Annotated in this window: 26 protein-coding genes; 11 read left to right on the top strand and 15 right to left on the bottom strand. The window is 71.4% G+C overall.

Annotated elements, in window-relative coordinates; translation table 11 throughout:
* Nucleotides 1-171: 171 nt before the first annotated feature.
* Both AC1Z4A_RS21730 and AC1Z4A_RS21725 read left to right on the top strand, forming a co-directional pair.
* On the top strand, nt 172-546 hold the full coding sequence (locus tag AC1Z4A_RS21730) for a type II toxin-antitoxin system RelE/ParE family toxin (protein ID WP_483681268.1): 375 nt from the start codon (nt 172-174) through the stop codon (nt 544-546).
* Nucleotides 543-854, top strand: coding sequence for a helix-turn-helix domain-containing protein (locus tag AC1Z4A_RS21725; protein ID WP_483681267.1), 312 nt, complete (start codon nt 543-545; stop codon nt 852-854). Before AC1Z4A_RS21730 ends, AC1Z4A_RS21725 begins: the two co-directional genes overlap by 4 nt.
* A gap of 47 nt (nt 855-901) precedes the next feature.
* Here the strand turns inward: AC1Z4A_RS21725 and AC1Z4A_RS21720 are convergent, their stop codons facing one another.
* Nucleotides 902-1,762, bottom strand: coding sequence for a LysR family transcriptional regulator (locus AC1Z4A_RS21720; RefSeq protein WP_483681266.1), 861 nt, complete (start codon nt 1,760-1,762; stop codon nt 902-904).
* A 77-nt stretch (nt 1,763-1,839) separates the two neighbouring features.
* Between AC1Z4A_RS21720 and AC1Z4A_RS21715 the strand changes: the two genes are divergently transcribed.
* A complete protein-coding gene (locus AC1Z4A_RS21715; protein WP_483683676.1) occupies nt 1,840-2,760 on the top strand; it encodes an EamA family transporter in 921 nt (306 codons plus the stop codon).
* Between the two features lie 7 nt (nt 2,761-2,767).
* On the opposite strand, the gene AC1Z4A_RS21710 is transcribed toward AC1Z4A_RS21715, so the two are convergent.
* From AC1Z4A_RS21710 to AC1Z4A_RS21695, 4 genes are all read right to left on the bottom strand, one after another.
* A complete protein-coding gene (locus AC1Z4A_RS21710) occupies nt 2,768-4,270 on the bottom strand; it encodes a glycoside hydrolase family 3 protein (protein ID WP_483681265.1) in 1,503 nt (500 codons plus the stop codon).
* Between the two features lie 10 nt (nt 4,271-4,280).
* Nucleotides 4,281-5,141: a carbohydrate ABC transporter permease gene (locus AC1Z4A_RS21705; protein ID WP_483681263.1), complete on the bottom strand. Its 861-nt coding sequence runs from the start codon at nt 5,139-5,141 to the stop codon at nt 4,281-4,283.
* A complete protein-coding gene (locus tag AC1Z4A_RS21700) occupies nt 5,138-6,115 on the bottom strand; it encodes a carbohydrate ABC transporter permease (protein ID WP_483681261.1) in 978 nt (325 codons plus the stop codon). Before AC1Z4A_RS21700 ends, AC1Z4A_RS21705 begins: the two co-directional genes overlap by 4 nt.
* A gap of 187 nt (nt 6,116-6,302) precedes the next feature.
* A complete protein-coding gene (locus AC1Z4A_RS21695; protein ID WP_483681259.1) occupies nt 6,303-7,574 on the bottom strand; it encodes an extracellular solute-binding protein in 1,272 nt (423 codons plus the stop codon).
* Between the two features lie 244 nt (nt 7,575-7,818).
* On the opposite strand from AC1Z4A_RS21695, the gene AC1Z4A_RS21690 reads away from it, so the two are divergent.
* Nucleotides 7,819-8,592, top strand: a complete 774-nt coding sequence (locus AC1Z4A_RS21690; RefSeq protein ID WP_483681257.1) for a GntR family transcriptional regulator — start codon at nt 7,819-7,821, stop codon at nt 8,590-8,592.
* Nucleotides 8,593-8,837: 245 nt separating this feature from the next.
* Nucleotides 8,838-9,152 carry a hypothetical protein gene (locus AC1Z4A_RS21685; protein WP_483681255.1) on the top strand — a complete coding sequence of 105 codons (315 nt, stop codon included), beginning with the start codon at nt 8,838-8,840 and terminating at the stop codon, nt 9,150-9,152.
* Between the two features lie 6 nt (nt 9,153-9,158).
* Here the strand turns inward: AC1Z4A_RS21685 and AC1Z4A_RS21680 are convergent, their stop codons facing one another.
* From AC1Z4A_RS21680 to AC1Z4A_RS21645, 8 genes are all read right to left on the bottom strand, one after another.
* Nucleotides 9,159-10,004, bottom strand: a complete 846-nt coding sequence (locus AC1Z4A_RS21680; RefSeq protein WP_483681253.1) for an ABC transporter permease — start codon at nt 10,002-10,004, stop codon at nt 9,159-9,161.
* Nucleotides 10,001-10,993 carry an ATP-binding cassette domain-containing protein gene (locus AC1Z4A_RS21675; protein WP_483681251.1) on the bottom strand — a complete coding sequence of 331 codons (993 nt, stop codon included), beginning with the start codon at nt 10,991-10,993 and terminating at the stop codon, nt 10,001-10,003. The genes AC1Z4A_RS21680 and AC1Z4A_RS21675 overlap by 4 nt, the downstream gene beginning before the upstream one ends.
* Nucleotides 10,990-11,421, bottom strand: a complete 432-nt coding sequence (locus tag AC1Z4A_RS21670) for a lasso peptide biosynthesis B2 protein (protein ID WP_483681249.1) — start codon at nt 11,419-11,421, stop codon at nt 10,990-10,992. The genes AC1Z4A_RS21675 and AC1Z4A_RS21670 overlap by 4 nt, the downstream gene beginning before the upstream one ends.
* Nucleotides 11,418-11,678: a lasso peptide biosynthesis PqqD family chaperone gene (locus tag AC1Z4A_RS21665; protein ID WP_483681247.1), complete on the bottom strand. Its 261-nt coding sequence runs from the start codon at nt 11,676-11,678 to the stop codon at nt 11,418-11,420. The genes AC1Z4A_RS21670 and AC1Z4A_RS21665 overlap by 4 nt, the downstream gene beginning before the upstream one ends.
* Nucleotides 11,675-13,555, bottom strand: coding sequence for an asparagine synthase-related protein (locus AC1Z4A_RS21660; protein ID WP_483681246.1), 1,881 nt, complete (start codon nt 13,553-13,555; stop codon nt 11,675-11,677). Before AC1Z4A_RS21660 ends, AC1Z4A_RS21665 begins: the two co-directional genes overlap by 4 nt.
* A gap of 115 nt (nt 13,556-13,670) precedes the next feature.
* Nucleotides 13,671-13,802, bottom strand: a complete 132-nt coding sequence (locus AC1Z4A_RS21655) for a lasso RiPP family leader peptide-containing protein (protein WP_483681244.1) — start codon at nt 13,800-13,802, stop codon at nt 13,671-13,673.
* A 347-nt stretch (nt 13,803-14,149) separates the two neighbouring features.
* The gene (locus AC1Z4A_RS21650; protein WP_483681242.1) at nt 14,150-14,923 is read right to left on the bottom strand and encodes an ABC-2 transporter permease; all 774 of its coding nucleotides are present in this window, start codon (nt 14,921-14,923) and stop codon (nt 14,150-14,152) included.
* Nucleotides 14,920-15,843, bottom strand: a complete 924-nt coding sequence (locus tag AC1Z4A_RS21645) for an ATP-binding cassette domain-containing protein (protein WP_483681240.1) — start codon at nt 15,841-15,843, stop codon at nt 14,920-14,922. The genes AC1Z4A_RS21650 and AC1Z4A_RS21645 overlap by 4 nt, the downstream gene beginning before the upstream one ends.
* Nucleotides 15,844-16,007: 164 nt before the next feature.
* Here AC1Z4A_RS21645 and AC1Z4A_RS21640 point away from each other — a divergent pair, with 164 nt between their 5' ends.
* Both AC1Z4A_RS21640 and AC1Z4A_RS21635 read left to right on the top strand, forming a co-directional pair.
* Nucleotides 16,008-17,270, top strand: coding sequence for a sensor histidine kinase (locus AC1Z4A_RS21640; protein ID WP_483681238.1), 1,263 nt, complete (start codon nt 16,008-16,010; stop codon nt 17,268-17,270).
* Nucleotides 17,271-17,282: 12 nt separating this feature from the next.
* On the top strand, nt 17,283-17,999 hold the full coding sequence (locus tag AC1Z4A_RS21635) for a response regulator (protein ID WP_483681236.1): 717 nt from the start codon (nt 17,283-17,285) through the stop codon (nt 17,997-17,999).
* Here the strand turns inward: AC1Z4A_RS21635 and AC1Z4A_RS21630 are convergent.
* Nucleotides 17,953-18,753 (bottom strand): LuxR C-terminal-related transcriptional regulator, encoded by an 801-nt coding sequence (locus tag AC1Z4A_RS21630; RefSeq protein ID WP_483681235.1) that lies wholly within the window; start codon nt 18,751-18,753, stop codon nt 17,953-17,955. The two genes, AC1Z4A_RS21635 and AC1Z4A_RS21630, sit on opposite strands and share 47 nt — an antisense overlap.
* A 623-nt stretch (nt 18,754-19,376) precedes the next feature.
* On the opposite strand from AC1Z4A_RS21630, the gene AC1Z4A_RS21625 reads away from it, so the two are divergent.
* The 4 genes from AC1Z4A_RS21625 to AC1Z4A_RS21610 all read left to right on the top strand — a co-directional run bounded on the left by AC1Z4A_RS21625 (nt 19,377) and on the right by AC1Z4A_RS21610 (nt 20,946).
* The gene (locus tag AC1Z4A_RS21625) at nt 19,377-19,892 is read left to right on the top strand and encodes a hypothetical protein (RefSeq protein ID WP_483681232.1); all 516 of its coding nucleotides are present in this window, start codon (nt 19,377-19,379) and stop codon (nt 19,890-19,892) included.
* A gap of 144 nt (nt 19,893-20,036) precedes the next feature.
* On the top strand, nt 20,037-20,258 hold the full coding sequence (locus AC1Z4A_RS21620) for a type II toxin-antitoxin system HicB family antitoxin (RefSeq protein WP_483681230.1): 222 nt from the start codon (nt 20,037-20,039) through the stop codon (nt 20,256-20,258).
* Nucleotides 20,255-20,476 carry a type II toxin-antitoxin system HicA family toxin gene (locus AC1Z4A_RS21615; RefSeq protein WP_483681229.1) on the top strand — a complete coding sequence of 74 codons (222 nt, stop codon included), beginning with the start codon at nt 20,255-20,257 and terminating at the stop codon, nt 20,474-20,476. The genes AC1Z4A_RS21620 and AC1Z4A_RS21615 overlap by 4 nt, the downstream gene beginning before the upstream one ends.
* Nucleotides 20,477-20,550: 74 nt before the next feature.
* On the top strand, nt 20,551-20,946 hold the full coding sequence (locus tag AC1Z4A_RS21610; RefSeq protein WP_483681228.1) for a contact-dependent growth inhibition system immunity protein: 396 nt from the start codon (nt 20,551-20,553) through the stop codon (nt 20,944-20,946).
* A gap of 43 nt (nt 20,947-20,989) precedes the next feature.
* Here the strand turns inward: AC1Z4A_RS21610 and AC1Z4A_RS21605 are convergent, their stop codons facing one another.
* A complete protein-coding gene (locus tag AC1Z4A_RS21605) occupies nt 20,990-21,811 on the bottom strand; it encodes an IS5 family transposase (protein ID WP_483683675.1) in 822 nt (273 codons plus the stop codon).
* Nucleotides 21,812-22,055 lie beyond the last annotated feature (244 nt).

The following is a 22,055-nucleotide window of genomic DNA, read 5'->3' as shown; positions in this document are numbered from 1 at the left end:
CGGGAACGGCTCGTGAGCGCCTTGGGGCAACGCCCGGGGCCCATGTCGTCGGCGCCGCGGCACGTCACTCGCGGCAGGCCGCCGCCTCAAGGTAGCGAGGTATCACCCGATCGGATGGCGATCACCTCGAACCGCTGAGGCATAACGAAGACCACTTCTAACCTCACGCCAGTGGGACAGCCCTATGAGATCGAAATCGAGCCCGAGGTGAGGGCCTGGCTGGATGCGTTACCAACCGATCACTATCGCGCAGCAGAAAGACACGCGGATCGCTTGGCCAGCGCTCCCACAACCTTGGGCGAGCCCTACTCTCGCCATCTGAGCGGATCGGTCCGCGAACTGCGGATGCACCTCGGTGAGAACGCTTTCCGTCTCACCTACTGGCTGGCGCCTGGGCGACGTATCGTGTTCCTGACTGTTTTCCGGAAGACTCGGATGCGAGAGGACCGCCAGGTTCAGCGTGCCCTCTGGGCGCAGAAGGAGTGCGAGGAGTCGCATCCCCGAGCCGTGGCCACCTACCACCGAATGTTCGAGGAGTCGCCGTGAGCGCCGGCTACCACACTTCCTGGAAGATTCCGGAAGCGCACAGGGCCGATCCGGCGTACATCGAGGCCGGTGCGGCGATCGCGCTGGGCCAAGCGGTCTACGACCGCCGGATGGTTCTGGGTGTCGACCAGGCAGCACTGGCCGAGCGGGCCGGGCTGGCCCTGGAGGACATCGAACGTATCGAAGGCGGCGGCACTACGCCGACCTTGGCGCTTCTGCGCCGCCTTGCGGTGGCACTTGAGGCGAAGCTGGACGTCTCCATCGACACGGAAGAGACCCACGTATCCTTTGTCCCGCATGCCGCATGAGCTGCGGGCTGAAGGCGAGAAGATAGCCCCTGCTCCATGGGGACCCCTCAGCCTCCCCCCACCACCTCACGCGCCAGCCGGACCAGCGCCGGGATCGCCGGATGGGACGGCGCGCCGTGGTGCCAGGCCAGGAGCAGGGGTACCGGTGGGGCGTCGGTCAGGGGGCGGTAGGCGATCGACGGGTGCTTGTGCAGGCCGGGCGTTGCCGAGGTCGAGATGCCCACGGCCCGGCCCACCGCGATGGCCGTCAGCCACTCGTCCGTGTTGGTGACCTCGATCGTCGCCGTGGGGCGCGCAGCCGTGGGCCAGAGGTCCAGGGTGGTGGTGCCCGCCACCGTGTTCAGGGCGATCGGCCACGCCGCGAGGTCCGCCAGCGTGAGGGCGCCGCGGTCGGCGAGGTCGCTGCCTGCGGGCACCACCGCCACCCGCTCCTCCTCCAGCAGCAGCTCCGTGACCAGCCCCGGCGCCGTCACCTCACCACGCAGCAGCGCGACGTCGACCTTGCCCTGAGTGAGCCCGGCCGTGCGGTCGTCGATGCGGCGCAACTCCAATGGCACGTCCGGGTGTTCCTCGTCCCAGCGGCGCAGCAGCGGGATGGTGTGACCCCCGAGCGCGGCCCAGGGGTGACCGAGGCGCAGCGGCATGGTGGGCAGCGAGCGGGGGTCGAGGGCCGTGTCCACGGCGGCCAGCGCGGCGGCCGCCTTCTCGCGGAACCTCCGGCCCGCCGCCGTCAGCTCCAGGTGGTGCGTGGAGCGGTCGATCAGCCGTACGCCGAGATGGGCTTCGAGCTGGCGCAGCGTACGGGACAGGGCGGGCTGGCCGATGTGCAGCCGGGCCGCGGCGCGCGTGATCGTGCCCTCCTCGGCGATGGCGAGGAAGGCCCGCAGATGGCGCAGCTCCATGGTCATGCCTCTGAAGCATAATCGCGGCTCAATCGGCATTTCACGCGGAGCGAGCCGCTCCCTAGCGTGAGGGCATGACAAACATGACGTCCCAGGCGGCAGCCACCGCGGCAGTCGGCCGCATCCGTACGGCCGCCGCGCCTGCCAGTGTCGGCAGCCTCGGCGGCATCGGGCTGGTGCTGGCCGGCACCCTCTCGGTGCAGTTCGGCTCCGCCGTCGCCGCCCTGCTCTTCCCCCGCGCCGGAGCCCTCGGTGTCGTGGCACTGCGGGTGACGATCGCGGCCGTGCTGCTGCTGGCCGTCTGCCGCCCCCGGCTGCGCGGCCACAGCCGTACGGACTGGGCCGTCGTCGGCGCCTTCGGGCTCGCGCTCGGCGGCATGAACATCCTCTTCTACCAGGCGATCGACCGGATCCCGCTGGGCCCGGCGGTGACCCTGGAAGTCCTCGGCCCGCTCCTGCTGTCCGTCGTCGCCGCGCGCCGGGCGGTGAGCCTGGTGTGGGCCGGGCTGGCGCTCGCGGGCGTCTTCCTGCTCGGGCAGGACGACTTCGACCGGATCAGCCCGGCGGGCGCCGCCTTCGCGCTCGGCGCGGGCGCCATGTGGGCGGCGTACATCGTCTTCAACTCCCGCGCCGGGGCGCGCTTTCCGCGGCTGGACGGGCTGGCCGTGGCAATGGGCGTGGCCGCGCTGGTGAGCCTGCCGCTGGGTATCGGCTCCGCGGGCGGCACCCTGCTCGAGCCGGGCGTGCTGGGGCTCGGGCTGGCCGTGGCGGTGCTGTCCTCGGGGGTGCCGTACACGCTGGAGCTGCTGGCACTGCGCCGCCTGCCCGCGGCGACCTTCGCGGTGCTGATGAGCCTGGCTCCGGCGGTCGCGGCGCTGGCCGGGTTCCTGGTCCTGGGGCAGACGCTGTCGGCCCTGCAGTGCCTGGCCATCGCCCTGGTGGTCGCGGCCAGCGCCGGGGCCGTGCGGGCGGGGGCCCGCACTGACCCGTCGGACGCGCCCTAGAGCAGCCCTAGAGCCCCGCCACCACCTCCGCCGCCGCCCGCCCGCACACGCGCGCCGCACCGTGCGTCGCCACATGCAGCGCCCCCTGCGGCGCGGCCTGGTTCAGGCCCATTTCCACCACCACCGTGTCCGGGCGCACCGCGACCAGCGCCGCCAGCGTCTCCGCCATCCATGCGTGCCGGTGGGCGTCGCGCACCACCGCGACGATCCGGCGCCCGGCCGCGGCCCCGAGGATCGCCGGGACGCCCGCCTCCTCCGGGCCGTACCCGCCCGTCTCCGTCCCCGGCAGCAGGCGCTCCAGCTCCGCGCCCACGCCCCACGGGGTCTCGTCGCCCACGGCGATGTTCGCCACGGGGGTCAGGGCGGCCACGTAGACCGGGCCCGTCGGGGGCTCGTACGAGGCAGGGGACGGGGTCACCCGCAGGGCTCGGCGGGCCGCCGTCAGGCCCACTTCCGGGTCGGGTACGAGCCTGTCCACAGTTCCCGAAGCCCAGGCCGCCAGCCTTCGGACCCGTGCCGCCGCGTCCGCCAGCCGCTCCTCCGCCAGCTCGCCGGAGCGGACCGCCCCGACCAGCGCGTCCCGCAGGCGCAGCACCGTCTCCTCGTCGGCCAGCCCGCCGCCCACGCAGATCGCGTCCGCGCCCGCCGCGATGGCCATGACGCTGCCGCGCTCGATCCCGTACGTGCCCGAGATCGCCCGCATCTCCATGCCGTCCGTGACGATCAGCCCGTCGAAGCCCAGGCCGCCGCGCGTGACGGGCGCGCGCAGCAGACCGTGCAGGGCGGTGGGGCTGAGGGTGGCCGGCAGGGCGGGGTCGAGGGCCGGGAGCAGGATGTGGGCGCTCATCACGGCCTTGGTGCCGGCGGCCACGGCCGCGCGGAAGGGCATCAGCTCGCGGGCGTGCAGCGTCTCCAGGTCCGCGTCGATGCGCGGCAGGTCGTGGTGGGAGTCGACCGCCGTGTCGCCGTGGCCGGGGAAGTGCTTGGTGCAGGCGGCAACCCCCGCGGACTGCAGGCCCTCCACATAGGCGGCGGTGTGCCGGGCGACGAGCGCGGGGTCGGCGCCGAAGGACCGTACGCCGATCACCGGGTTGTCCGGGTCGGAGTTGACGTCGCCGGAGGGCGCCCAGTTGAGGTTGACGCCGCACTCGGCGAGGCGGCGGCCCAGCTCGCGGGCGACGGCCCGGGTCAGCTCCGTGTCGTCGACGGTGCCGAGGGCGAGGTTGCCGGGGAAGGAGGAGCCCGTGCGGACCTCCAGGCGGGTGACGTCGCCGCCCTCCTCGTCGATGGCGACGAGGACGTCGTCGCGCTCGGCCCGCAGCTGCGCCGTCAGCGCGGCGAGCTGCTCGGGCGAGGCGATGTTCCGGCCGAAGAGGCCGACGGAGGAGAGCCCCTCGCCGAGGCGGCGCAGCAGCCAGTCGGGGGCGGTGGTGCCGGTGAAGCCGGGCTGGAGGACGGTCAGGGCGTCGCGGGTCAGAGAGTCGCGGATCGGGGTGTCCAGGGTGTCCATGGGAACAGTGCTAGCCCTTCACTGCGCCGGAGGTGAGGCCGCCGACCGCCTTGCGCTGGAGGATGACGAAGAGGACGAGGATCGGTACGGCGAAGAGCGAGGAGGCGGCCATCGTGGCGCCCCAGTCGTCGCCGAAGGTGGTGCGGAAGCTCCGCAGCCACAGCGGGAGCGTCTGCGCCCCGGCGTCCTTGTTGAGGACCAGGACCATCGGGAACTCGTTCCAGACGGTGATGAAGCCGAAGAGCGAGGTGGCCATCAGGCCGGGGGCGAGCAGCGGGAAGACGACCTTGGTGAAGGCCTGGGTGCGGGTGCACCCGTCGACCATCGCCGACTCCTCCAGCTCCTTGGGCACGGCGGCGACGTAGCCGCGCAGCGTCAGCACGGTGAAGGGCAGCACCATGACCGTGTAGATGGCGACGAGCGGCGGCAGGCTGTTCAGCATGTCCGCGTCGCGCACGATCATGTAGTAGGCGATGACCATGACCTCCCAGGGGGCCATCTGGGCCATCATCATCACCAGGATGAAGCTCTTGCGTCCCTTGAAGCGCATGCGGGCGACGGCGAAGGACGCGAGCAGCGCGATGACGAGCGAGAGGCCGACGGCGACCAGCGTCACGGTGAGGGAGTTGCCGACGAGCGTCCAGAAGCCGTCGGCGTGCACCGCCTTGGTGAAGTGGTCGAGGGTGGGGCTGGTGGGGAGCCAGACCGGGGTGTCGCTGACGATGTCCTTGTTCGCCTTGAAGGCCGTGGCGAACATCCAGTAGACGGGGAACGCGAAGACGACGGCGAGGACGACCGCCGTCGCCGTCGGCCAGATGCGACCGGGCAGCGAGCCGGAGCCCGTCCGGCGGTCGGGGGCGGAACGCCTCACAGCTCGTCCTCCTCTTGCTTGAGAACCAGGCGCAGGTAGTAGGCCGTCAGAGCCAGCAGGATCACGACGGTGAGGATGGAGATCGCGGCGCCCATGCCGAAGTGCTGGTTGCCCATGCCCTCGACGAACGCGTAGACCGGCAGGGTCTCGGTGAGCCGGTCGGGCCCGCCCTCGTTGACGGCGAAGACCTGCGGGAACGCCTTGAAGACCCAGATGACCTCAAGGAAGGTCGTGGCGAGGAAGAAGGGCTTGAGGAAGGGGAAGGTCACCGAGGTGAACTGCTTCCAGGCGCCCGCGCCGTCCAGGGACGCCGCCTCGTACAGCTCCTTGGGGATGGTCGTCGTGGCCGCGTAGAGGTTGATCGCCACGAAGGGGATCGACTGCCAGACGATCAGCACGGTGATGACGAAGAAGGTGGACAGCTGGTCGCCGGTCCAGTTGTAGCCGGCCATGGAGTGCCAGCCGAGCTTGTCCAGCAGGTAGTTGACGACGCCGAAGCGCTGGTCGAACAGCCACTGGAACACGGTGGTCGCGGCGATGACGGGCATGGCCCAGGCGAGGACGAGGCCGAACGAGAGCAGCAGGCGCGCCTTCTTGCCGAGCCGGGCGAGCAGCAGGCCGACGAGGCAGCCCAGCACCATGATCAGTACGACGTTGACCGCGGTGAAGGCGACGGAGCGGCCGGTGACGTGCCAGAAGTCGGAACTGCCCAGGATGTTCCTGTAGTTGTCGACCCCGGTCCACTCGGTGACGTGCCGGATCAGCTGGCGCTTGTTGAGGTTCTGGAACGACAGCAGGCCGTTCTTCAGCAGCGTCCAGCCGAGCAGCAGCACGGTGAGGGCGATCGCGGGGAGGATCAGGAGGTACGGGACGCTCCCGGCCGCGCGTCCCCGGCCGCGGCGCGGTGGCGGGTCGCCGCCTTTGCCGATCCGGGGGGCGGGTTCCACCGCCGCCTCTTCGATCTGCGCTGACATCGTCGTCCGCCTTCTCCCCTGTTGAGCTGTTCGACTCGTCGAACGGTGTAACGGTGTAACAGTGTTACGTGGTGTGCGGCGGCGGGATACGCGTACGGGCGGTGGCGCCCGGCCTGTACGCGTACCCAGCCGGCGGGGTCACTGCGTGGCTGCCGCCAACGGCTGCTGCCGCTAGTTACTGCCGCGATTACTGCTTCTGGCTGAGGCGCTTGTTCATGTCGGCCTCGACCTGCTTGGCGGCCTCCTCGGCCGGCTTTCCGTTGAGGACGGCCGTCATGTAGGCCTTGATCGGGTTGGGTGCGTTCTCGACGTTGGCCCACTCGGGGATCAGCGGCGTGGTGCCGCCGCCCTTGGCGGCCGGGGCCGCGGCCTCGGCGGCGGCCTGGCCCTTGAGGTTGGGGAGCAGCGACTCCTTGTTGGGGATGTCGCCGACCTCCTTGGCCAGCGCGCCCTCGTTCTTGTCGGACAGCGCGATCTTCAGGAACTCCTTGGCGAGGTCCTTCTTCTTGCTGCCCTCGGAGATCGCGAGGTTGGAGCCGCCGAGGAACACGCCCTCGGGCTTGTCGGCGGTCTCACCGGGGATGGTGAAGTAGCCGATGTCCTTCCCGATCTCGGGGTTCGCCTTGATGGCGGTCTGGGCCTCCCAGCCCATGCCGATGAACGCGCCGGTCTTGCCCTTGGCGAAGATGTCGGCCTGCTGCGGGGTGGCCTCGTCCTTGTCCTTGGGGGCCTTACTGAAGGCCTGGTACTGCTTGTAGACGTCCATGGCCTTGGCGACCTTGGGGTCGGCGAGGTTGGAGACGTACTTGTTGCCGTCCTTCTTCACCAGGTCGGCGCCGGTGCCGATGGTCAGGCCGTCGAAGAAGTACCAGTTCTGGCCGGGCAGGTAGAGCGGCTCGGCATCGCCCTTCTTCTGGATGGCCTCGAGGTCCTTGAAGAACTCGTCCCGGGTCTTGGGGGTGTCGGTGATGCCCGCGTCGGCCCAGATCCGCTTGTTGTAGATGACCATCCGGTTGGCCGCGTACCAGGGGGCGGCGTACTGCTTGCCCTCGAAGACCGACGGCTTGTTGAGGGACTCGGTCCAGTCGCCGCCGATCTCCTTCTTCAGGTCGTCGAGTTCGGCGAGACCGCCGGTCTCGGCGTAGGAGGGGGTCTGGGTGTTGCCGATCTCGACGACGTCCGGCGGGGCGGACTCGGAGAGGGCGGTGGTGAGCTTCTGCTGGATGCCGTCCCACTTCTGGATCTGGATGTCCAGCTTGGCACCGGTCTTCTGTTCGAACTCGGCCTTGACCTGCTGGGTCCAGCCCGAAGGATTCGAGCCATCCATGAACCAGACGGTCAGGGTCTTGCCCTTGGAACCGCCGGCACCGGTCTCCTTGTCACTGTCGCTGGACCCACAGGCCGCAACACTCACCAGCATGGCCGCGACACCCGTCGCCGCTATGAGCCCACGCTTCACAGCACTCTCCTCAAGGACCGAATGTGGTCTTTAATGGTTTAGACCAGTGCCCGCAGCTTGGCCTAGACCTTTTGGGGTGTCAAGGGTGTATAAGAGTCGCAGTCGGCTCCGTTACCGGACCGACACCTCGAGGTCGACGCGGGTATCTCCGGTCCCCTCGGGCTCTGCCCGTGCCACCATGTGACCGCTAAAGACGGAGGAGCCGGTGACGGCAGCAGGATCATCGGAGTCGGGAAGGCACGCCATGGCGACCGAGGGCGGTACGGCGGAGAGCGGCGCGGGCGGGTCCGCAGGCGGCGCGCGGACCGCGCGCGTACCCAAGTACTACCGGCTCAAACGACACTTGCTGGAAATGACCGAAACCATGCCCCCCGGCACCCCGGTGCCGCCGGAGCGCACCCTGGCCGCGGAGTTCGACACCTCGCGCACGACCGTCCGCCAGGCCCTCCAGGAACTGGTCGTCGAGGGACGACTGGAGCGTATCCAGGGCAAGGGGACATTCGTCGCGAAGCCCAAGGTCTCCCAGGCCCTGCAACTGACCTCCTACACGGAGGACATGCGCGCCCAGGGCCTGGAGCCCACCTCCCAGCTCCTCGACATCGGCTACGTCACCGCCGACGACCGCCTCGCCCAGCTCCTGGACATCGAGCCGGGCGGCCGCGTGCTGCGCATCGAGCGGCTGCGGCTCGCCAGCGGCGAGCCCATGGCGATCGAGACCACCCACCTGTCGGCGAAGCGCTTCCCGGCCCTGCGCCGCAGCCTGGTCAAGTACACCTCGCTCTACACGGCCCTGGCCGAGGTGTACGACGTCCACCTCGCCGAGGCGGAGGAGACCATCGAGACCTCCCTGGCCACACCGCGCGAGGCGGGCCTGCTGAGCACGGACGTGGGCCTGCCGATGCTGATGCTCTCCCGGCACTCGCTGGACGCGGAGGGCCGACCGGTGGAGTGGGTGCGGTCGGTGTACCGGGGCGACCGGTACAAGTTCGTGGCGCGGCTGCAGCGGCCGGTGGAATAAGGGACGGCGGGCAGGCCCTGCGGCCGGGGGTCCGGGCGTTGTCCCCCGGAACAGCACAGCGTGGCGCGGCTGCAGCGGCCGGTGGCGGAGTAGGGCGGAAGTGACGGAAGGGGATGACGGAGTGCTCCGCCCCCCCTCATCCCCGTTCTCCCCCTCCTCCCCTTTCATGACCGTTTGATGAGCGTTCCGCAAACATGGGCGCTCGACCCGGCCCGTTGTCAGTGCCGCCCCCTAGCCTTGGGTCCATGTCACTGAACACGACGACCCCCGAGCAGCTGAACGAGGAGATCCGCACCTTCCTGGCCGTCCGCAGCGGCCGCACACTGACGTACGCCGAGCGCCGGGTCTACGAACGGCTCCGTACGGAGTGGCTGGCGGCGGGCCGCCGGGCGCGGTACGGCAACGTCATCCGGCCCGTCGCCGACGAGACGCACTGCCGCGACTGCCGCACCGAAACCGCAGCCGCAGACCGGGAATCCGGCGCCGTCGCCGCCACCCGGCGCGATATGGCCGCAGTGCGCGCCGCGATGCGAGGCGCGCCCGTCCCCCGGACGGGCTGACCCGCCTCACCCCGCCCGCGAGAACTTCCGCGCCGCCAGTCCCAGGGCCACCGCCGCCAGGAGGCCGACGAAGCCGATCTCCAGCCCCACCGGCGGGGTCCAGCCTGCGATCGACGGGGACTCCGCGTAGCCACCCAGGTCGACGTCGCCCGGGAGCGTGCGGCGGATGCCGTCGATGGCGTACGTCAGGGGGTTGAGCCGGACCGCGATGCCCAGCCAGCCGGGCAGGCCGCCGGGCGGGAACATCGCGCCGGACAGGAACATCAGCGGCATCAGGGCGAGGCTCACCACGACCTGGAAGGTCTGGATCTTCTTGATGGCGACCGCCGCCAGCATGCCGATCGCGGTGAACGCCAGTGCCACCACAAAGACTTCGGCCAGGACGACCAGCAGGGAGAGGTCGTACGGCACTCCGGCCAGCCCGGCGATGAGCAGGACCATCAGCCCGTAGACCGCGCCCGTCGTGGCCCCGCCCAGCGAGAGGCCGAGCAGCAGGCTGCTGCGCCGGACCGGGGCGACCAGGGCCTGGCGCAGGAAGCCCACCTGGCGGTCCCAGACGACCGACACGCCGACGGCGATCGCGGGGGCCTGGGTGGTCATCACCAGGACGCCGGGGAAGAGGAAGCCGCGGTACTGCGCGTAGCCCTCGCCCACGACCCCCGAGGTGTCCAGGCCGGTGCCCAGGACAAGCAGGAACATCAGCGGGGTCACCAGGCCCATGGCCAGCTGGATCTTGTTGCGGCCGAGGCGGATCATCTCGCGGTGCCACAGCATCCTGATCGCCCGCAGGTTCCGGCGGGCGGCCCTGGGGGGCGTCGCGGTGGCCGCGACCGTGTGGGTCAGTGCCGTCACCCCTGCCTCCTCGCGAGGTCGTCGAGCGTCATGGGTCCCGCCTCCTCGTCGCGGATGCTGTGGCCGGTGTAGTGGAGGAAGACGTCGTCGAGGGAGGGCGGGGTGACGGTCACGGAGTGCACCCGCACCCCGGCGTCGCCGCAGAACTTGGGGACGAACGCCGCGCCGTCGTCCACCCGCAGCCGCACCCCGTCGGGGCCGGCCTCGGCCTCCACCCCGTACCGCTCGCGCACCGCCCGCACGGTCGCCTCGTCGTCGTCCGTGCGCAGGACGACGAGGTCGGCCCCGACGACGGACTTCAGCTCGCCCGGAGTGCCCTCGGCGACGACGAAGCCGTCGTCCATGATGGCGATCCGGTCGCAGTTCTCGGCCTCCTCCAGGTGGTGGGTGGTCATGAAGAGCGTGACATTGCGCTCGCGCCGCAGCCGGTGCAGATGCTCCCAGATCGCGACCCGGGTCTGGGGGTCGAGGCCGGTGGTCGGCTCGTCGAGGAAGAGCACGGCGGGGGTGTTGAGCAGGCCCCGGGCGATCTCCAGGCGGCGGCGCATGCCGCCGGAGAAGTCGCGGACCACGTGCTTGCGGCGGTCGGTCAGGCCGACCAGCTCCAGCACGGCGGTGACGTCCGCCGCGCCCTGGCGGCGGGGGATGCCGAACAGCTCGGCGTAGAAGCGCAGGTTCTCCTCGGCCGTCAGGTCCTGGTCGAGGGTGGACTCCTGGAAGACCAGCCCGATGCTGTCGCGGACCTCGTGCGGCTGCGCCACCACGTCGTACCCGGCGACCTCGGCCCGCCCAGCGGTGGGGGCGAGCAGCGTGCACAGCATGTTGATCGTGGTGGTCTTGCCCGCGCCGTTGGGGCCGAGGAACGCGAAGGCGGTACCGGCCGGGACGGTGAGGTCGAGGCCGGCCACGGCGACGTTGTCGCCGTAGAGCTTTCCCAAGTCCTCGGTCCGGACGGCGGCTTCCGCCCCCGGTGTGTTTCGTACAGTCATGCCGTCACCCGCTTCCGCAGCCGTACGGCCAGCACGGTGTGGAAGCGGGACAGGTCGCCCGGCTCCCCCACCGGGACCCCGTCCACCTCGACCCATGCGTGGGCCCCGAACGGCTCGGTGCGGAAGCCCGTGCACCAGTCGGGCCACCGGCCGTGCCCGCGGCACAGCAGGGCCGCGGCGACCGATCGCTGCAGGCAGCCGAGCCCGGCGCAGCGGGTGCTGACCGTCACCGCGGCCTGCCGGGCGTACAGGGCCTGGGCGCGGGTGGCCGGGCGGCTGCCGGTGCTCAGCAGGGTCAGCACTTGCCGCAGCTGGCGCGGCGGCAGCCCGGTCAGCAGCCGGGCCGCGCCGGTGGCGAGCCGGGCCTCCAGCTGCCCGCGCAGGGACAGTGCGTCGGCGCGGCGCTCTCCGATCACGGGGATGCTCATGCCGCCACCACCAGCCTGGCCTTGCCCAGCGCGGCGACGAGCCGCCGTACGTCGTCGAGGGCCCGGTCCGCCGCGTCGGGTGCGTGCCGGGTCAGCTCGGCCGCGGCCTGCTCGGCGGAGCGGCCGTCGAGGAGGAGGCGCAGCGCGGTGGCGCCGGAGCCGTTGAGCTGCCAGTAGCGCCCGTTGCGCTCGTCGAGCAGCACCAGGCCGGACTCGGTGTCGGTGGCAATCACGCTCCGGGCGAGGGAAAGGGTCATCGTGGCACTCCCACGGGTTGCGGGGCGGCGCCGGGCGAGCGCAGCCAGGCCTCGCACGCCACCGTGTTCTCGAACTGGGACAGGTGATGGCTCTCGGGGGACGGTGCGAGGAACGCGGCGCGCAGCGCGGCCGCGTCGACCAGGCCGCGTTCGGCGAGCCGCATGCCGTCGCAGAGGGCGAGGAAGCGGTTCCGGTTGCGGCGCACGCCCTCGTACAGCTCGGCGCTGAACTCGCCCTTGGAGCGGCGGTCGAGGATCTCCGCGGGCACGGTGCCGCGCATGGCCGCGGTGAGCAGGGGCTTGAACCGGCCGCGGGCGGCCCGGTCGGGCAGCCGGACCGACAACGCGGCCTCGACGACGCGGTCGTCGAGCATGGGCGCGTCCCACTCGACGCCCGAGCTGGCCATGGCGCGCCGGGTCTGCCGGATGAGTCTGCCGTCGTAGCCGGTGTACTCCAGCAGCTGGTGGCGGACGCGGTCGGGGTGGAGCGGGGCGGTGCGCGCCTCGGCCGCGTCCCGCAGCAGGTCGCGTACGAGCGCGACGGCGGCGGGCGTGGCCCAGGGTGGCATGCGGGAGCCGCCGGTCCAGCTCAGGTCGAGGAAGGGCGGGCGCGGCGGCGGGTCGGTGAGCCGGTGCGCGCCCGACGCGAGGGAGTGCGCGTAGTCGCTCCGGTCGGCGAGGGCGCGGACGGTGGCGGACAGCGCCCAGCGGTTGAGGAGCCGGTGGCGGTGCACGACCGGCAGGGCCCGGACCGGGTGACGGCGGGCGAGGGACCACAGGTAGGCGGGCAGCGAGCCGAACAGCTCGTCGCCGCCGAGGCCCATCATGTGCAGCGTCGATCCGTCCTCGGCGGCGGCCCGGGACAGGTCCGTCAGGTGGGCCGATCCCGACCCCCACAGGGCGGGCCCCTCGCCGGTGTCCACGGCCTGCGGCCGGTCCGGGTCGACGTCGGCCCAGTTCGCCTCGCGGGACTTGGGGATCCAGTGGTGGCGGGCGTGCGGCAGCAGCTCGACGGCACGGCGGGCCCAGCGGGTGTCCTCGTTGGCCTCGTCCAGGGGTGCGACGTGATAGGTGGAGAGCCGGTCGGTGTGCGCCGCGGCGAGGAAGCACAGGCAGGTGGAGTCCAGGCCGCCGGAGAGGTCGGCGCTCACCCTTCCCGGTCCGTCGGTGCGCAGGGCCACGGCCTCGGCGAGGGCGGCCCGGACCGCCTCGGCGGCCTCGGCGAGCGGGAGTCCGGCCTCGGGCGGCCGCCACCAGGGGAGCTGCCGGGCGCTGCCGTCTGCGCGCAGGTGCAGCCAGTGCCCGGGGAGCAGGGCTTCGATGCCGGTCCACACCGTGCGCCCGGTGAGCGGCCAGGGCGGCAGGGGGTCGAGGAGCCGGAGGGCGACCGCGGCGTCGTCGGTCGCGGCGCCGGTGAGGGCGGCGAGCGCGGCGGGGCTGTCGGCGGCGAGGGTCAGGCCGCGGGTGCGGACGGTGAAGAGCTGCCGTGCGGTGGAGACGGTCCCCTGGGCGCGTACGGCTCCGTCGAGGCTGGCGACGAGGTGGTGGCTGCCGGGTGTGCGGCGTGCCGGCTCGGTCAGCTCGTACGGGGTGGTGGCGCGGGCCAGCGCGCGGGCGAGGGGCGCCGTGTCCTTCGGGGCGCGCCCAAGGAGGGCGAGCCGGTTGGCCCCCTCGGTGATCAGGGTCAGCTCGCGGTCCGTCCACCGGCCCACCAGCCAGGGCCGTCCGGAATGGTGTGCGATGGTACGGGCCCCGGCGAGCGCGGAATTGCCGGCGTTCCCGGCGATCAGGGTCTCTACTTCCGGGCGGTCCGGAAGGACGATGAAGTCCATTTCCCCCTGCCATATGAGTGCGACGGTGGCGGAAGGCCGGACCATGCCGCATTCCGCCACCGTCGGCCGTTCACGACTTACACGGCTTGCACGACTTGCACGGCTTGCACGGCTTGTTCGTCAGAGCCCTGCGCTGCCTGCCCGGGCTCGGGCGGGTGCGTCAGCCGATGCAGATGAACGCACGGCCGCAGCCGAGGAAGTCGCGGCAGCTGCCCCACGGCGAGCAGAGGGTCAGCTCTTCGAAGTCGCCGATTTCGACGAGGGTGGGGGGCTCGTAGACGGTGTTCTCCATGGTGTCCTCCGGAATCGGACTCGGACTCGGATTCGCGTGGCGATGCGAGTCGCCTATGCGATCGAACACCGGGAATTTAGCGTGGATTTGGTCCTCATATGGAAGGGACCACGGGCCTGTCCCGGTCCCTATTCGGGGTCCCGGGTGGGAGATGTTTTCTCCCCAATCCCGCCCCTTCCCGAAACTGGGGGCTCCGCCCCCAGACCCCCGCTCCTCAAACGCCGGAGGGGCTGAAATTGCCCCCGGAACGGGGGGTCTGGGGGGGGCGAAGCCCCCCACGCGGCGGAGCCGCAAATCGATACAGCCGGGAAGGGGCGGGGTGGGGGAACGCCCGCCGCAGGCGCCCCCTACGCGTCCCGCCCCCGCAGCAGCACGTACCCGCCCCCCAGTGCCCCCGCCGCCCACACCGCCAGCACCAGCAGCCCCGCCCACGGCCCCAGTACCGGATCCGCCGCCTCCCCCACCGTCATGACCTGGGAGCCCGCCCGGTCCGGCAGATACCGTGCCGCTTCCCGCAGTCCCGGCACCGCGTTCGCCACCGGCGACAGCACGAACACCACGGAGAACAGGAGGCTCAGCGAGAGCGCGGTCCCCCGCAGCATCGTCGCCACCCCCAGCGAGAACAGGCACATCAGCGTGAGGTACAGCGGTGCCCCGAGCACGACCCGCAGCGCATCACCCTCCTCCAGCGACACCCCGTGCGGCCCCAGCGCCTGCTGCGAGACGAGGAAGCAGGCGAAGGACATGACCAGCGACAGCGGAAACGCCACGGCGGCCGCCGCCGCGACCTTGCTCGCGTAGAAGAGGCCCCGTGACGGCACCGCCGCCAGCGACACCCGGATCATTCCGCTCCCGTACTCGCCGCTGATCAGCAGCACCCCGAAGGCCAGCACCGCAAGCTGCGCGAACTGCACGCCGACGAAGCCGGCGTTGACCGGGTCGAAGTCGGAGACGACCTTGTCGCTGCCCCTGTCGATGGCGTGCCGCACGGAGACGTTGTTGATCAGGGCGATGACGACGGCCACCACCAGTGCCACCGCCAGTGCGGCGACCGTGGACCACAGCGTGCGGATCTTTGTCAGTTCGGCCCGGAAGACGGCCGTGGGAGCATTGCCGCTCATCGGTCCACCGCCCCGCTCCGCACCGCCCGGTATTCCGCCGCATCCGATGTGAGCCGGAGGAAGGCGTCCTCCAGCGAGGCCCGCTCGGTGCTCAGTTCGTCGAGCGTGATGCCGCCGTCGGCGGCGATCCGGCCGACGGCGGAGGTGTCGACCCCCTCGACCGTCAGGGCCCCGTCCCACTCGCGCACCGTCCGCAGCCCGGCCCGCTCGAGCGCCGTCCGCAGCAGACCGGGCTGGGGAGTGCGGATCCGCACGGAGGGGCGGCAGTTGTCGGCGATGAAGTCGGCCATGCTCGTGTCGGCGAGCAGCCGGCCCCGGCCGATGACGATCAAGTGGTCGGCGGTGATGGCCATTTCGCTCATCAAGTGGCTGGAGACGAAGACCGTACGCCCCTCCGCCGCCAGCTTCCTGAGCAGGTTCCTGATCCAGCGCACCCCCTCCGGGTCGAGGCCGTTGGCGGGCTCGTCCAGGATCAGGATGCCCGGGTCGCCGAGCAACGCCGCGGCGAGGCCGAGCCGTTGGGACATCCCCAGGGAGAAGCCGCCCGCCCGCCTGACAGCCGCCGCCTCCAGCCCCACCAGCTCCAGCACCTCGCGCACCCGCCGCTTGCCGATGCGGTTGGTCTGCGCCAACCACAGCAGATGGTGGTAGGCGGCGCGGCTGCGCTGCACGGCCTTGGCCTCCAGCAGCGCGCCGACGCGGCGGAGGGGTTCGCGCAGTTGCCCGTAGTACCGCCCGTCGAGCAGGACCCGGCCCCGGAGGGGGTGGTCGAGGCCGAGCGTGATCCGCATGGTCGTCGACTTGCCTGCGCCGTTGGGGCCGAGGAAGCCGGTGACGGTGCCGGATTTCACGGAGAAGGTCAGGTCGTCGACGGCGACCGTGCTTCCGTAGCGTTTGGTCAGCTCCTGGATTTCGATCACCGTTCGACGATCCCGCAACGGCGGCCCGCTGCCATCGCCCCGGCAGCCGATCGAACACCTCCCACCACGGGCCGAGGACGGGCGCGGAACGGCGCGGCCTCCCCCTGCGGTAGGTCATCCCCGGGGCGGAGGTGCGGGCCGGGGCCGCGCAGTAGGGTCACCGCGTGGTTGACGAAGACCCCGGTGGAGATCCCGGCGGAGACCTCGGTGGACACCCCGGTGAAGCCCCCGGCGGCCGCTCCGGATCCGCCGTCCGCCGGCTGCGCCACCGCGAACTGGTGGCCCTGGACTGCCTGGCCGCGCTCGCGCTCACGGCCCTCTTCCTCGCGGTGTCGCACCCACGGGATTCCGGCCCCGCGCTCCCCTGGGCGGTACGGGCCGTGCTGGCGGCGCTCATGGGCCTGCCGGTGTCCGTCCGCAGGATCCGGCCGCTGCCGGTGTGCGCAGTGGTCACCGGGGCCTCGGCAGTGGGGGCGTTGTCCGGCGCGGTGTCGGAGCCGTTCCTGTCGATCGCGTTCGCGCTGTACTGGGTGGCGGTGACCGCGCCGCGCGTCCGCTGGGTGCCCACCTCGACGATCGGCCTGGTCAGCATCGTCTTCCTGCTCGCCGTCGTGCTGGCCGGGGCGTCCGCGTGGGAACCGCGGAGCCTGCCGGTCCAGGCCGTCGGGGTGGCGCTGGCCGGGGCGGCGTGGACGATCGGGCGCGCGGTCCGGGAACGGCGTGCGTATGCCGCCCGGTCGGCGCGGCAGCTGGCCGACCGGGCGGTCGCGGAGGAGCGGCTGCGCATCGCCCGGGAGCTGCACGACGTCGTGGCCCACCACATCGGGGTGATCGCCGTGAAGGCCGGGGTGGCGCACCACGTCCTCGCAAGGCGCCCGGAGGAGGCGGGCGAGGCCTTGGGCGTCATCGAGACCGCCAGCCGGACCGCGCTCACCGAGATGCGGCACATGCTGGGCGTCCTGCGGTCCGGCGGCGGTACGAACGCGGAGGCGGCCGACCTGCGGCCGTCGCTCGGACTGGCGGATTTGTCCGGGCTCGTCGGGCACGCGGCCACGGCGGGCGTGGACGTCGAGGTGCGGGCGGACGTGCCGGCGGAGCTGCCGGAGCCGGTGGACCTGTCGGCCTACCGGATCGTCCAGGAGGCCCTGACCAATGTCATGAAGCACGCGGGCCCCACGCGCTGCCTGGTGGAACTCTCCTCACAGGGCGGCGAGTTGCGGATCGCCGTGACCGACGACGGCCCACGGGGCCGGCTGTCCCGCCGCACCGGCGGCGGGCACGGACACGATCACGGGCACGGGCACGGTCTGCTGGGCATGCGCGAGCGGGTGGCCCTGCACGGCGGCGAGTTCCGCGCGGGCCCCCGGCCGGAGGGGGGCTTCGCGGTGTGCGTGCGGCTACCCTGCACGCGGCAGGCGGCGGGCTGAGGGGAGGCGGCGATGACCGGACCGGTGCCGGAGGGGGGCGTACCGCAGGCGGAGCCCGCGCCTGTCCGCGTGCTGATCGCGGACGACCAGGCCCTTCTCCGGGGGAGCTTCCGCGTCCTGGTGGAGGCGGAGCCCGGCCTCACCGTCGTGGGCGAGGCCGGTACGGGCACAGCGGCCGTGGAACTGGCCGTGCGCAGCAAGCCGGACGTCGTCCTCATGGACGTGCGCATGCCCGAGATGGACGGCATCGAGGCCACCCGCCTGATCAGCGACTGCCCGGAGACCCGGGACGTCAGGGTCCTGGTCCTGACGATGTTCGATCACGACGCCCATGTGTTCTCGGCGCTGCGCGCGGGCGCGGGCGGCTTCCTCCTCAAGGACACGTCACCGGTCGAACTCCTCCATGCCATACGGGTGGTGGCCTCGGGTGAGAGCCTGCTGGCCCCGACCGTCACGCGGCGGCTGGTGGCCGAATTCTGCCGGCGCCCGGAGCCCGTGCCGGGGGTGCCCGCCGGGCTGGGCGGGCTGACGGCCCGTGAGCACGAGGTGCTCTCCCTGGTCACACGGGGCCTGGCGAACGGCGAGATCGCCCGGCGACTGCACGTCAGCCCGGCCACGGTGAAGACGCACATCGGCCACCTCTTCGACAAGCTCGGCGTCCGGGACCGCGTGCAGCTCGTGATCATCGGCTATGAGACCGGACTGGTCCGGCCGGGCGACCGGGCGTGACCCCACCGAGCTCCCCGCCGCCGCGCGGCGGCGGGGACGGCAGCCCCGCCTCCGCGTCCCGCGCCCGCATGGCCGCGGACGTGCGGTCCTTCACCTCCAGCTTCCGGAACAGCCGGGTGACGTGGTTCTTCACCGTCTTCTCGGAGAGGACGAGGCAGCGCGCGATCCGTCTGTTGTCCCAGCCCTGGGCGATGTATTCGAGAATCTGCAACTCGCGCCCGGTGAGCGAGGGGAAGGCCGCCCGGCCGGGCACGGGGCCGGGCGCGGCGAGGGCGGAGAAGTACGACCCCAGCCGGGCGGCCACGGACGGGCCGAACACGGCACCGCCGTCGGCCACGACGTGAATGGCCCGGAACAGCTCCTCGCGCGTCGCGCACCGGGTGATGTAGCCCTGGGCCCCGGCCCGTACCGCAGCGACGGCCGAGTCCTCGGTGCCGGACGAGGACACCACCAGGACCCGCGGCGCCCGGGCCCACGCTCCGGCCGCGGCGTCGGCCGCCGCCGGGGCGGCTGCCGGCACGCCGGGTCCCAGCTGGCTCGTTATGGTCCGGACCATGTGGACGCAGGCGCCGGGCAGTGGTGCGCCGACCAGGACGACGTCGGCGCCGCCGGGGGTCCTTAGCCGGTCCAGTACGTCGTCTGCCAGGGCCGATTCCTCTCCCACCACCGTCATGTTGTCGGCCTGTGCCACGGCGGCACGGACACCCATGCGGTACATGGGGTCCTCGTCGATCAGAAAGAGCTTTACGGTCACGCCTTACCCCCTGACGTCCAGGCGCGGAACGGCTGAGCTCCGGGACCTCTCCGTGGTGCGGACGTGCTCGGCCACAGCGCCCGACGCCGCCGGAGGAACGTTCACTCCGATCCCCGGGGGTACGTCCGCCCGGAGACAGCAGCGACCGGCGCTTCACCGGGAAGAGGGTGAGGAAGAGAAGAATGTCGGCACGGCGACAACTCGTTCGGTGCGCCGCCCGTGCCCTCGTGGCTCCCCCGTTCGGCCATCGCGCAGAGCAGCTTAGGCGAATGTTTCAGGCCCGTGAACCCTGGACAAGGCCGGATTTCCCGCCTCCGCCGCGGCCCTCGGGTCCGCATCGGCACCGTCTTTCCCAGGAGTTCCGCGGACGACCTGCGCACTCGGCAGGCCCGCCGGTCGAGGAGGCTCATTCCGCACGCCGGCGGATCGGGCCGCGGCCGTCCGGGGCGGGAATGCCGGATTCGACGAGGACCGAATGAATATGGCCTTGTACGACTGCTCGACGGCCGCCGCGCAGTTGCGGGCACGCCGTCATTCCGCCGTGCTTTCGGACGCTCACCCACCCTCGCCCCGGCCGCCCCCCGATGCGGAAGGTTCCGGACACCACCGCGTACGGTGGCGGAATGAGCCACCCCGTCGATCCCGTAGCCGCCGCCGCGACCGCCCTGTTCGACCGTTCCTGGATGCCCACCGGTGACGAGCTGGCCCTGGGCCGGGAGTTCTTCACCCGGCGCGAGGCCCTGGAGCAGCGCCTCCTGCCGGGCATGCCCCCGTGCCCCAAGGCCGAGGGCTGGGTGACCCAGCACGTGCTGTGGCTGGAGGACGTGTGCGCCCTCGCCGACGGCCTTGTGCACGCCTGGCGCGGCTACCTGCCGGGCAGTCACATGCTCGCGGTCCTGGAGGCGTACGCCGCCCAGGCCCGCCCGATAGGCCGGCTCTCGGCCCAGCTGGTCCGGGCCTGGGCCGAGGAGCGGCCGGGCACGTCCACCACGGAGGAGACCAAGTGGTGGGAGGAGTGGCACCTGCCGACGGAACAGCGCGAACAGTTGGACGAGCTGACCCAGCGCCTGATCATGATCGGCGCCCTGATGGTCAAGGCGGTCAGCCAGGGGGAGACGGGGCCACAGTTGGGGGTGTGACGGGGACCTGCGGCTGCTCGCCCGGGGATCCCGCCCCCGAACCCACTGCCGCCTGTCAACCTTCCTTTGCTGAAACCGCCCGAATTGAGTTGGCCGAGCACTTCCCCAGACGCCGCCCGGCGATGCACATGCAAGACTGACTGCATGATGGAGCATGCCCTGCACCTGACCGCCGCCGTCACCCGAGAAGACGAGTGGTACGTCGCCCGCTGTCTGCAGGTGGAGGTGACCAGTCAGGGCGCCACGTTCGAGGAGTCCCTCAGCAACTTGCGCGAAGCCCTGGAGCTGTACTTCGAGGATGCGCCCGCGCCTGAGGCCTATGAGGCCCAGGTCATCACGGCACCGATCGAAGTCCGCGTCGCATGAGCCCGGCACTTCCCCGCGGGCTCTCCGGCGCGGAGATCGGTAAGGCCCTCATGCGCGGGGGCTTCGAGTACGTCTCCAGCCGGGGCAGCCACGCAAAGTACCGGGCCGACGACCGCACCGTGATCGTCCCCCTGCATGCCGACCTGGCACCCGGCACCCTGAAGTCCATCCTCCGGCAAGCGGGCTGGAGCATCGAGACCTTGCTCAGCCACATGTAGCGATTGGGCCCGCCCCGCAGGCAAGGACTCTCGCCTCAGAACGCGTTTGAGATCTGACATGGGACGATTGGTCAGTGACTCGACTCGTGAACCGTGACCGCTCCCTTGAGGAACTTGAGCGCGACTGCTGGTCGGCCCGGTCAGGCGGCGAAACCCGGCTGATGGCGACCGTGCGCGAGCTTCGGCGCAAGCCGATCGGCGGTCTGACGGTCGAGGACATGCGGTTGCTGATCAAGCAGGACGTGGGCCTTGCCTATCTCCTGCCGCTGGCCGTGGAGGTCCTTCGGGTTGACCCACTGGCGGAAGGCGACATGTACGAGGGAGATCTGCTGGCGGCCGTGCTCACCAGGGATACGGAGGTCTGGAGCGAGTCCCCCGAACTCAGGTGGGAGGTCCGCTTGATCGCCTCGGAGTTGGCCGACGTGCCGCCTGCCCTGAAACGCGAGGTCCAGGGGTTCCTGGCTCTGTAGGTCGCCGACAGTGACTGCCGTCGGTGAGGGGCGGGCCGGCTGCCTACGAGGATTGCCGAACGAGCGGTCGTGGGCCGGGGCGCGTCGCAGCGTGGCCCCGGATGAGTCGGCGGACCATCAAACCGATCATGGCCCATCGAATCATCGTCTCGGAGTGAGCCGGGCTGGTCTCGTAGTCCCGGGCAAGGCGCCGGTGGGCGGTGAGCCACGAGAAGGTGCGCTCTACCGCCCACTGCTTGGGCTGGACTTGGAAGCCGCGCTGGTCAGGGTCCTTGCGGACGATCTCCAGGCCGCGGCCGAGGATCTGAGCGGCCCACTCGACCAGGCGGCCGGCGAAACCCTGGTCGCCCCAGACCTTCTTGACGCTGGGGTGGCCGAGCCTGGTTCGCAGCAACGGCCGCTTCGCGCCGTCGCGGTCCTGAATGCTCGCCGCGACGACGTGGACGGCCAGGAGCAGGCCCAGGGTGTCGGTGACGATGAACCTCTTGCGGCCCTTCACCTTCTTGCCCGCGTCGAAGCCCCTGGTGGCAGCCGGGACTGTGTCTGCAGTGCGGACGGACTGCGAGTCGATCAGGCCCGCGCCCGGCTCCCCGTGGCGGCCGTCAGCCTCACGGACCTTGCCGCGCAGGGCGTCATGGACGCGCTCAACGGTGCCGTCGTCGTGCCACCACGTGAAGTACCAATACACCGTCGGCCACGGAGCGAAGTCCTTCGGCAGCTGCCGCCAAGCACACCCCGTCCGCACCACATAGAAGATCGCGTCCACGATCCGCCGCCGGGGATGCTTCTCCCGCCGCCCGCCCTTCGGACCCACCCGCGCCGACGGGAGCAACGGCTCCACCAGCGCCCACTGGTCATCCCTCAGGTCCGACGGATATACCCACCCCCAGCACTGCTCACGGTGAGCTCAACGAACTCTTCAGCAACGGGACACGGCAGATCTCAAACACCGTCTCAGCCCGGAAAGACTTCGGATACACCGGCAGATATCCGGCACTTGGGGTGAACGATTGGTTCCGTCTACTTGTAGGCGGCATCGGGTCTAGGATGACTGCAGTCCGAGCATGCGGGGGCCCTCCAGTTGATATCTGCAGGATTGTTCACCAGCC

It is taken from the genome of Streptomyces sp. 17_S59, assembly GCF_056930295.1.
The sequence above is the reverse complement of the archived record's forward strand: the minus strand, read 5'-3'. Positions and strand labels throughout refer to the sequence as shown.

What these genes read in the sequence shown, in the direction of transcription:
- AC1Z4A_RS21720 (WP_483681266.1), bottom strand. Translation starts at nt 1,762, where the DNA reads ATGACCATGGAGCTGCGCCATCTGCGGGCCTTCCTCGCCATCGCCGAG.
- AC1Z4A_RS21715 (WP_483683676.1), top strand. Translation starts at nt 1,840, where the DNA reads ATGACGTCCCAGGCGGCAGCCACCGCGGCAGTCGGCCGCATCCGTACG.
- AC1Z4A_RS21710 (WP_483681265.1), bottom strand. Translation starts at nt 4,270, where the DNA reads ATGGACACCCTGGACACCCCGATCCGCGACTCTCTGACCCGCGACGCC.
- AC1Z4A_RS21700 (WP_483681261.1), bottom strand. Translation starts at nt 6,115, where the DNA reads ATGTCAGCGCAGATCGAAGAGGCGGCGGTGGAACCCGCCCCCCGGATC.
- AC1Z4A_RS21690 (WP_483681257.1), top strand. Translation starts at nt 7,819, where the DNA reads ATGGCGACCGAGGGCGGTACGGCGGAGAGCGGCGCGGGCGGGTCCGCA.
- AC1Z4A_RS21685 (WP_483681255.1), top strand. Translation starts at nt 8,838, where the DNA reads ATGTCACTGAACACGACGACCCCCGAGCAGCTGAACGAGGAGATCCGC.
- AC1Z4A_RS21675 (WP_483681251.1), bottom strand. Translation starts at nt 10,993, where the DNA reads ATGACTGTACGAAACACACCGGGGGCGGAAGCCGCCGTCCGGACCGAG.
- AC1Z4A_RS21670 (WP_483681249.1), bottom strand. Translation starts at nt 11,421, where the DNA reads ATGAGCATCCCCGTGATCGGAGAGCGCCGCGCCGACGCACTGTCCCTG.
- AC1Z4A_RS21665 (WP_483681247.1), bottom strand. Translation starts at nt 11,678, where the DNA reads ATGACCCTTTCCCTCGCCCGGAGCGTGATTGCCACCGACACCGAGTCC.
- AC1Z4A_RS21660 (WP_483681246.1), bottom strand. Translation starts at nt 13,555, where the DNA reads ATGGTCCGGCCTTCCGCCACCGTCGCACTCATATGGCAGGGGGAAATG.
- AC1Z4A_RS21655 (WP_483681244.1), bottom strand. Translation starts at nt 13,802, where the DNA reads ATGGAGAACACCGTCTACGAGCCCCCCACCCTCGTCGAAATCGGCGAC.
- AC1Z4A_RS21650 (WP_483681242.1), bottom strand. Translation starts at nt 14,923, where the DNA reads ATGAGCGGCAATGCTCCCACGGCCGTCTTCCGGGCCGAACTGACAAAG.
- AC1Z4A_RS21635 (WP_483681236.1), top strand. Translation starts at nt 17,283, where the DNA reads ATGACCGGACCGGTGCCGGAGGGGGGCGTACCGCAGGCGGAGCCCGCG.
- AC1Z4A_RS21625 (WP_483681232.1), top strand. Translation starts at nt 19,377, where the DNA reads ATGAGCCACCCCGTCGATCCCGTAGCCGCCGCCGCGACCGCCCTGTTC.
- AC1Z4A_RS21620 (WP_483681230.1), top strand. Translation starts at nt 20,037, where the DNA reads ATGATGGAGCATGCCCTGCACCTGACCGCCGCCGTCACCCGAGAAGAC.
- AC1Z4A_RS21615 (WP_483681229.1), top strand. Translation starts at nt 20,255, where the DNA reads ATGAGCCCGGCACTTCCCCGCGGGCTCTCCGGCGCGGAGATCGGTAAG.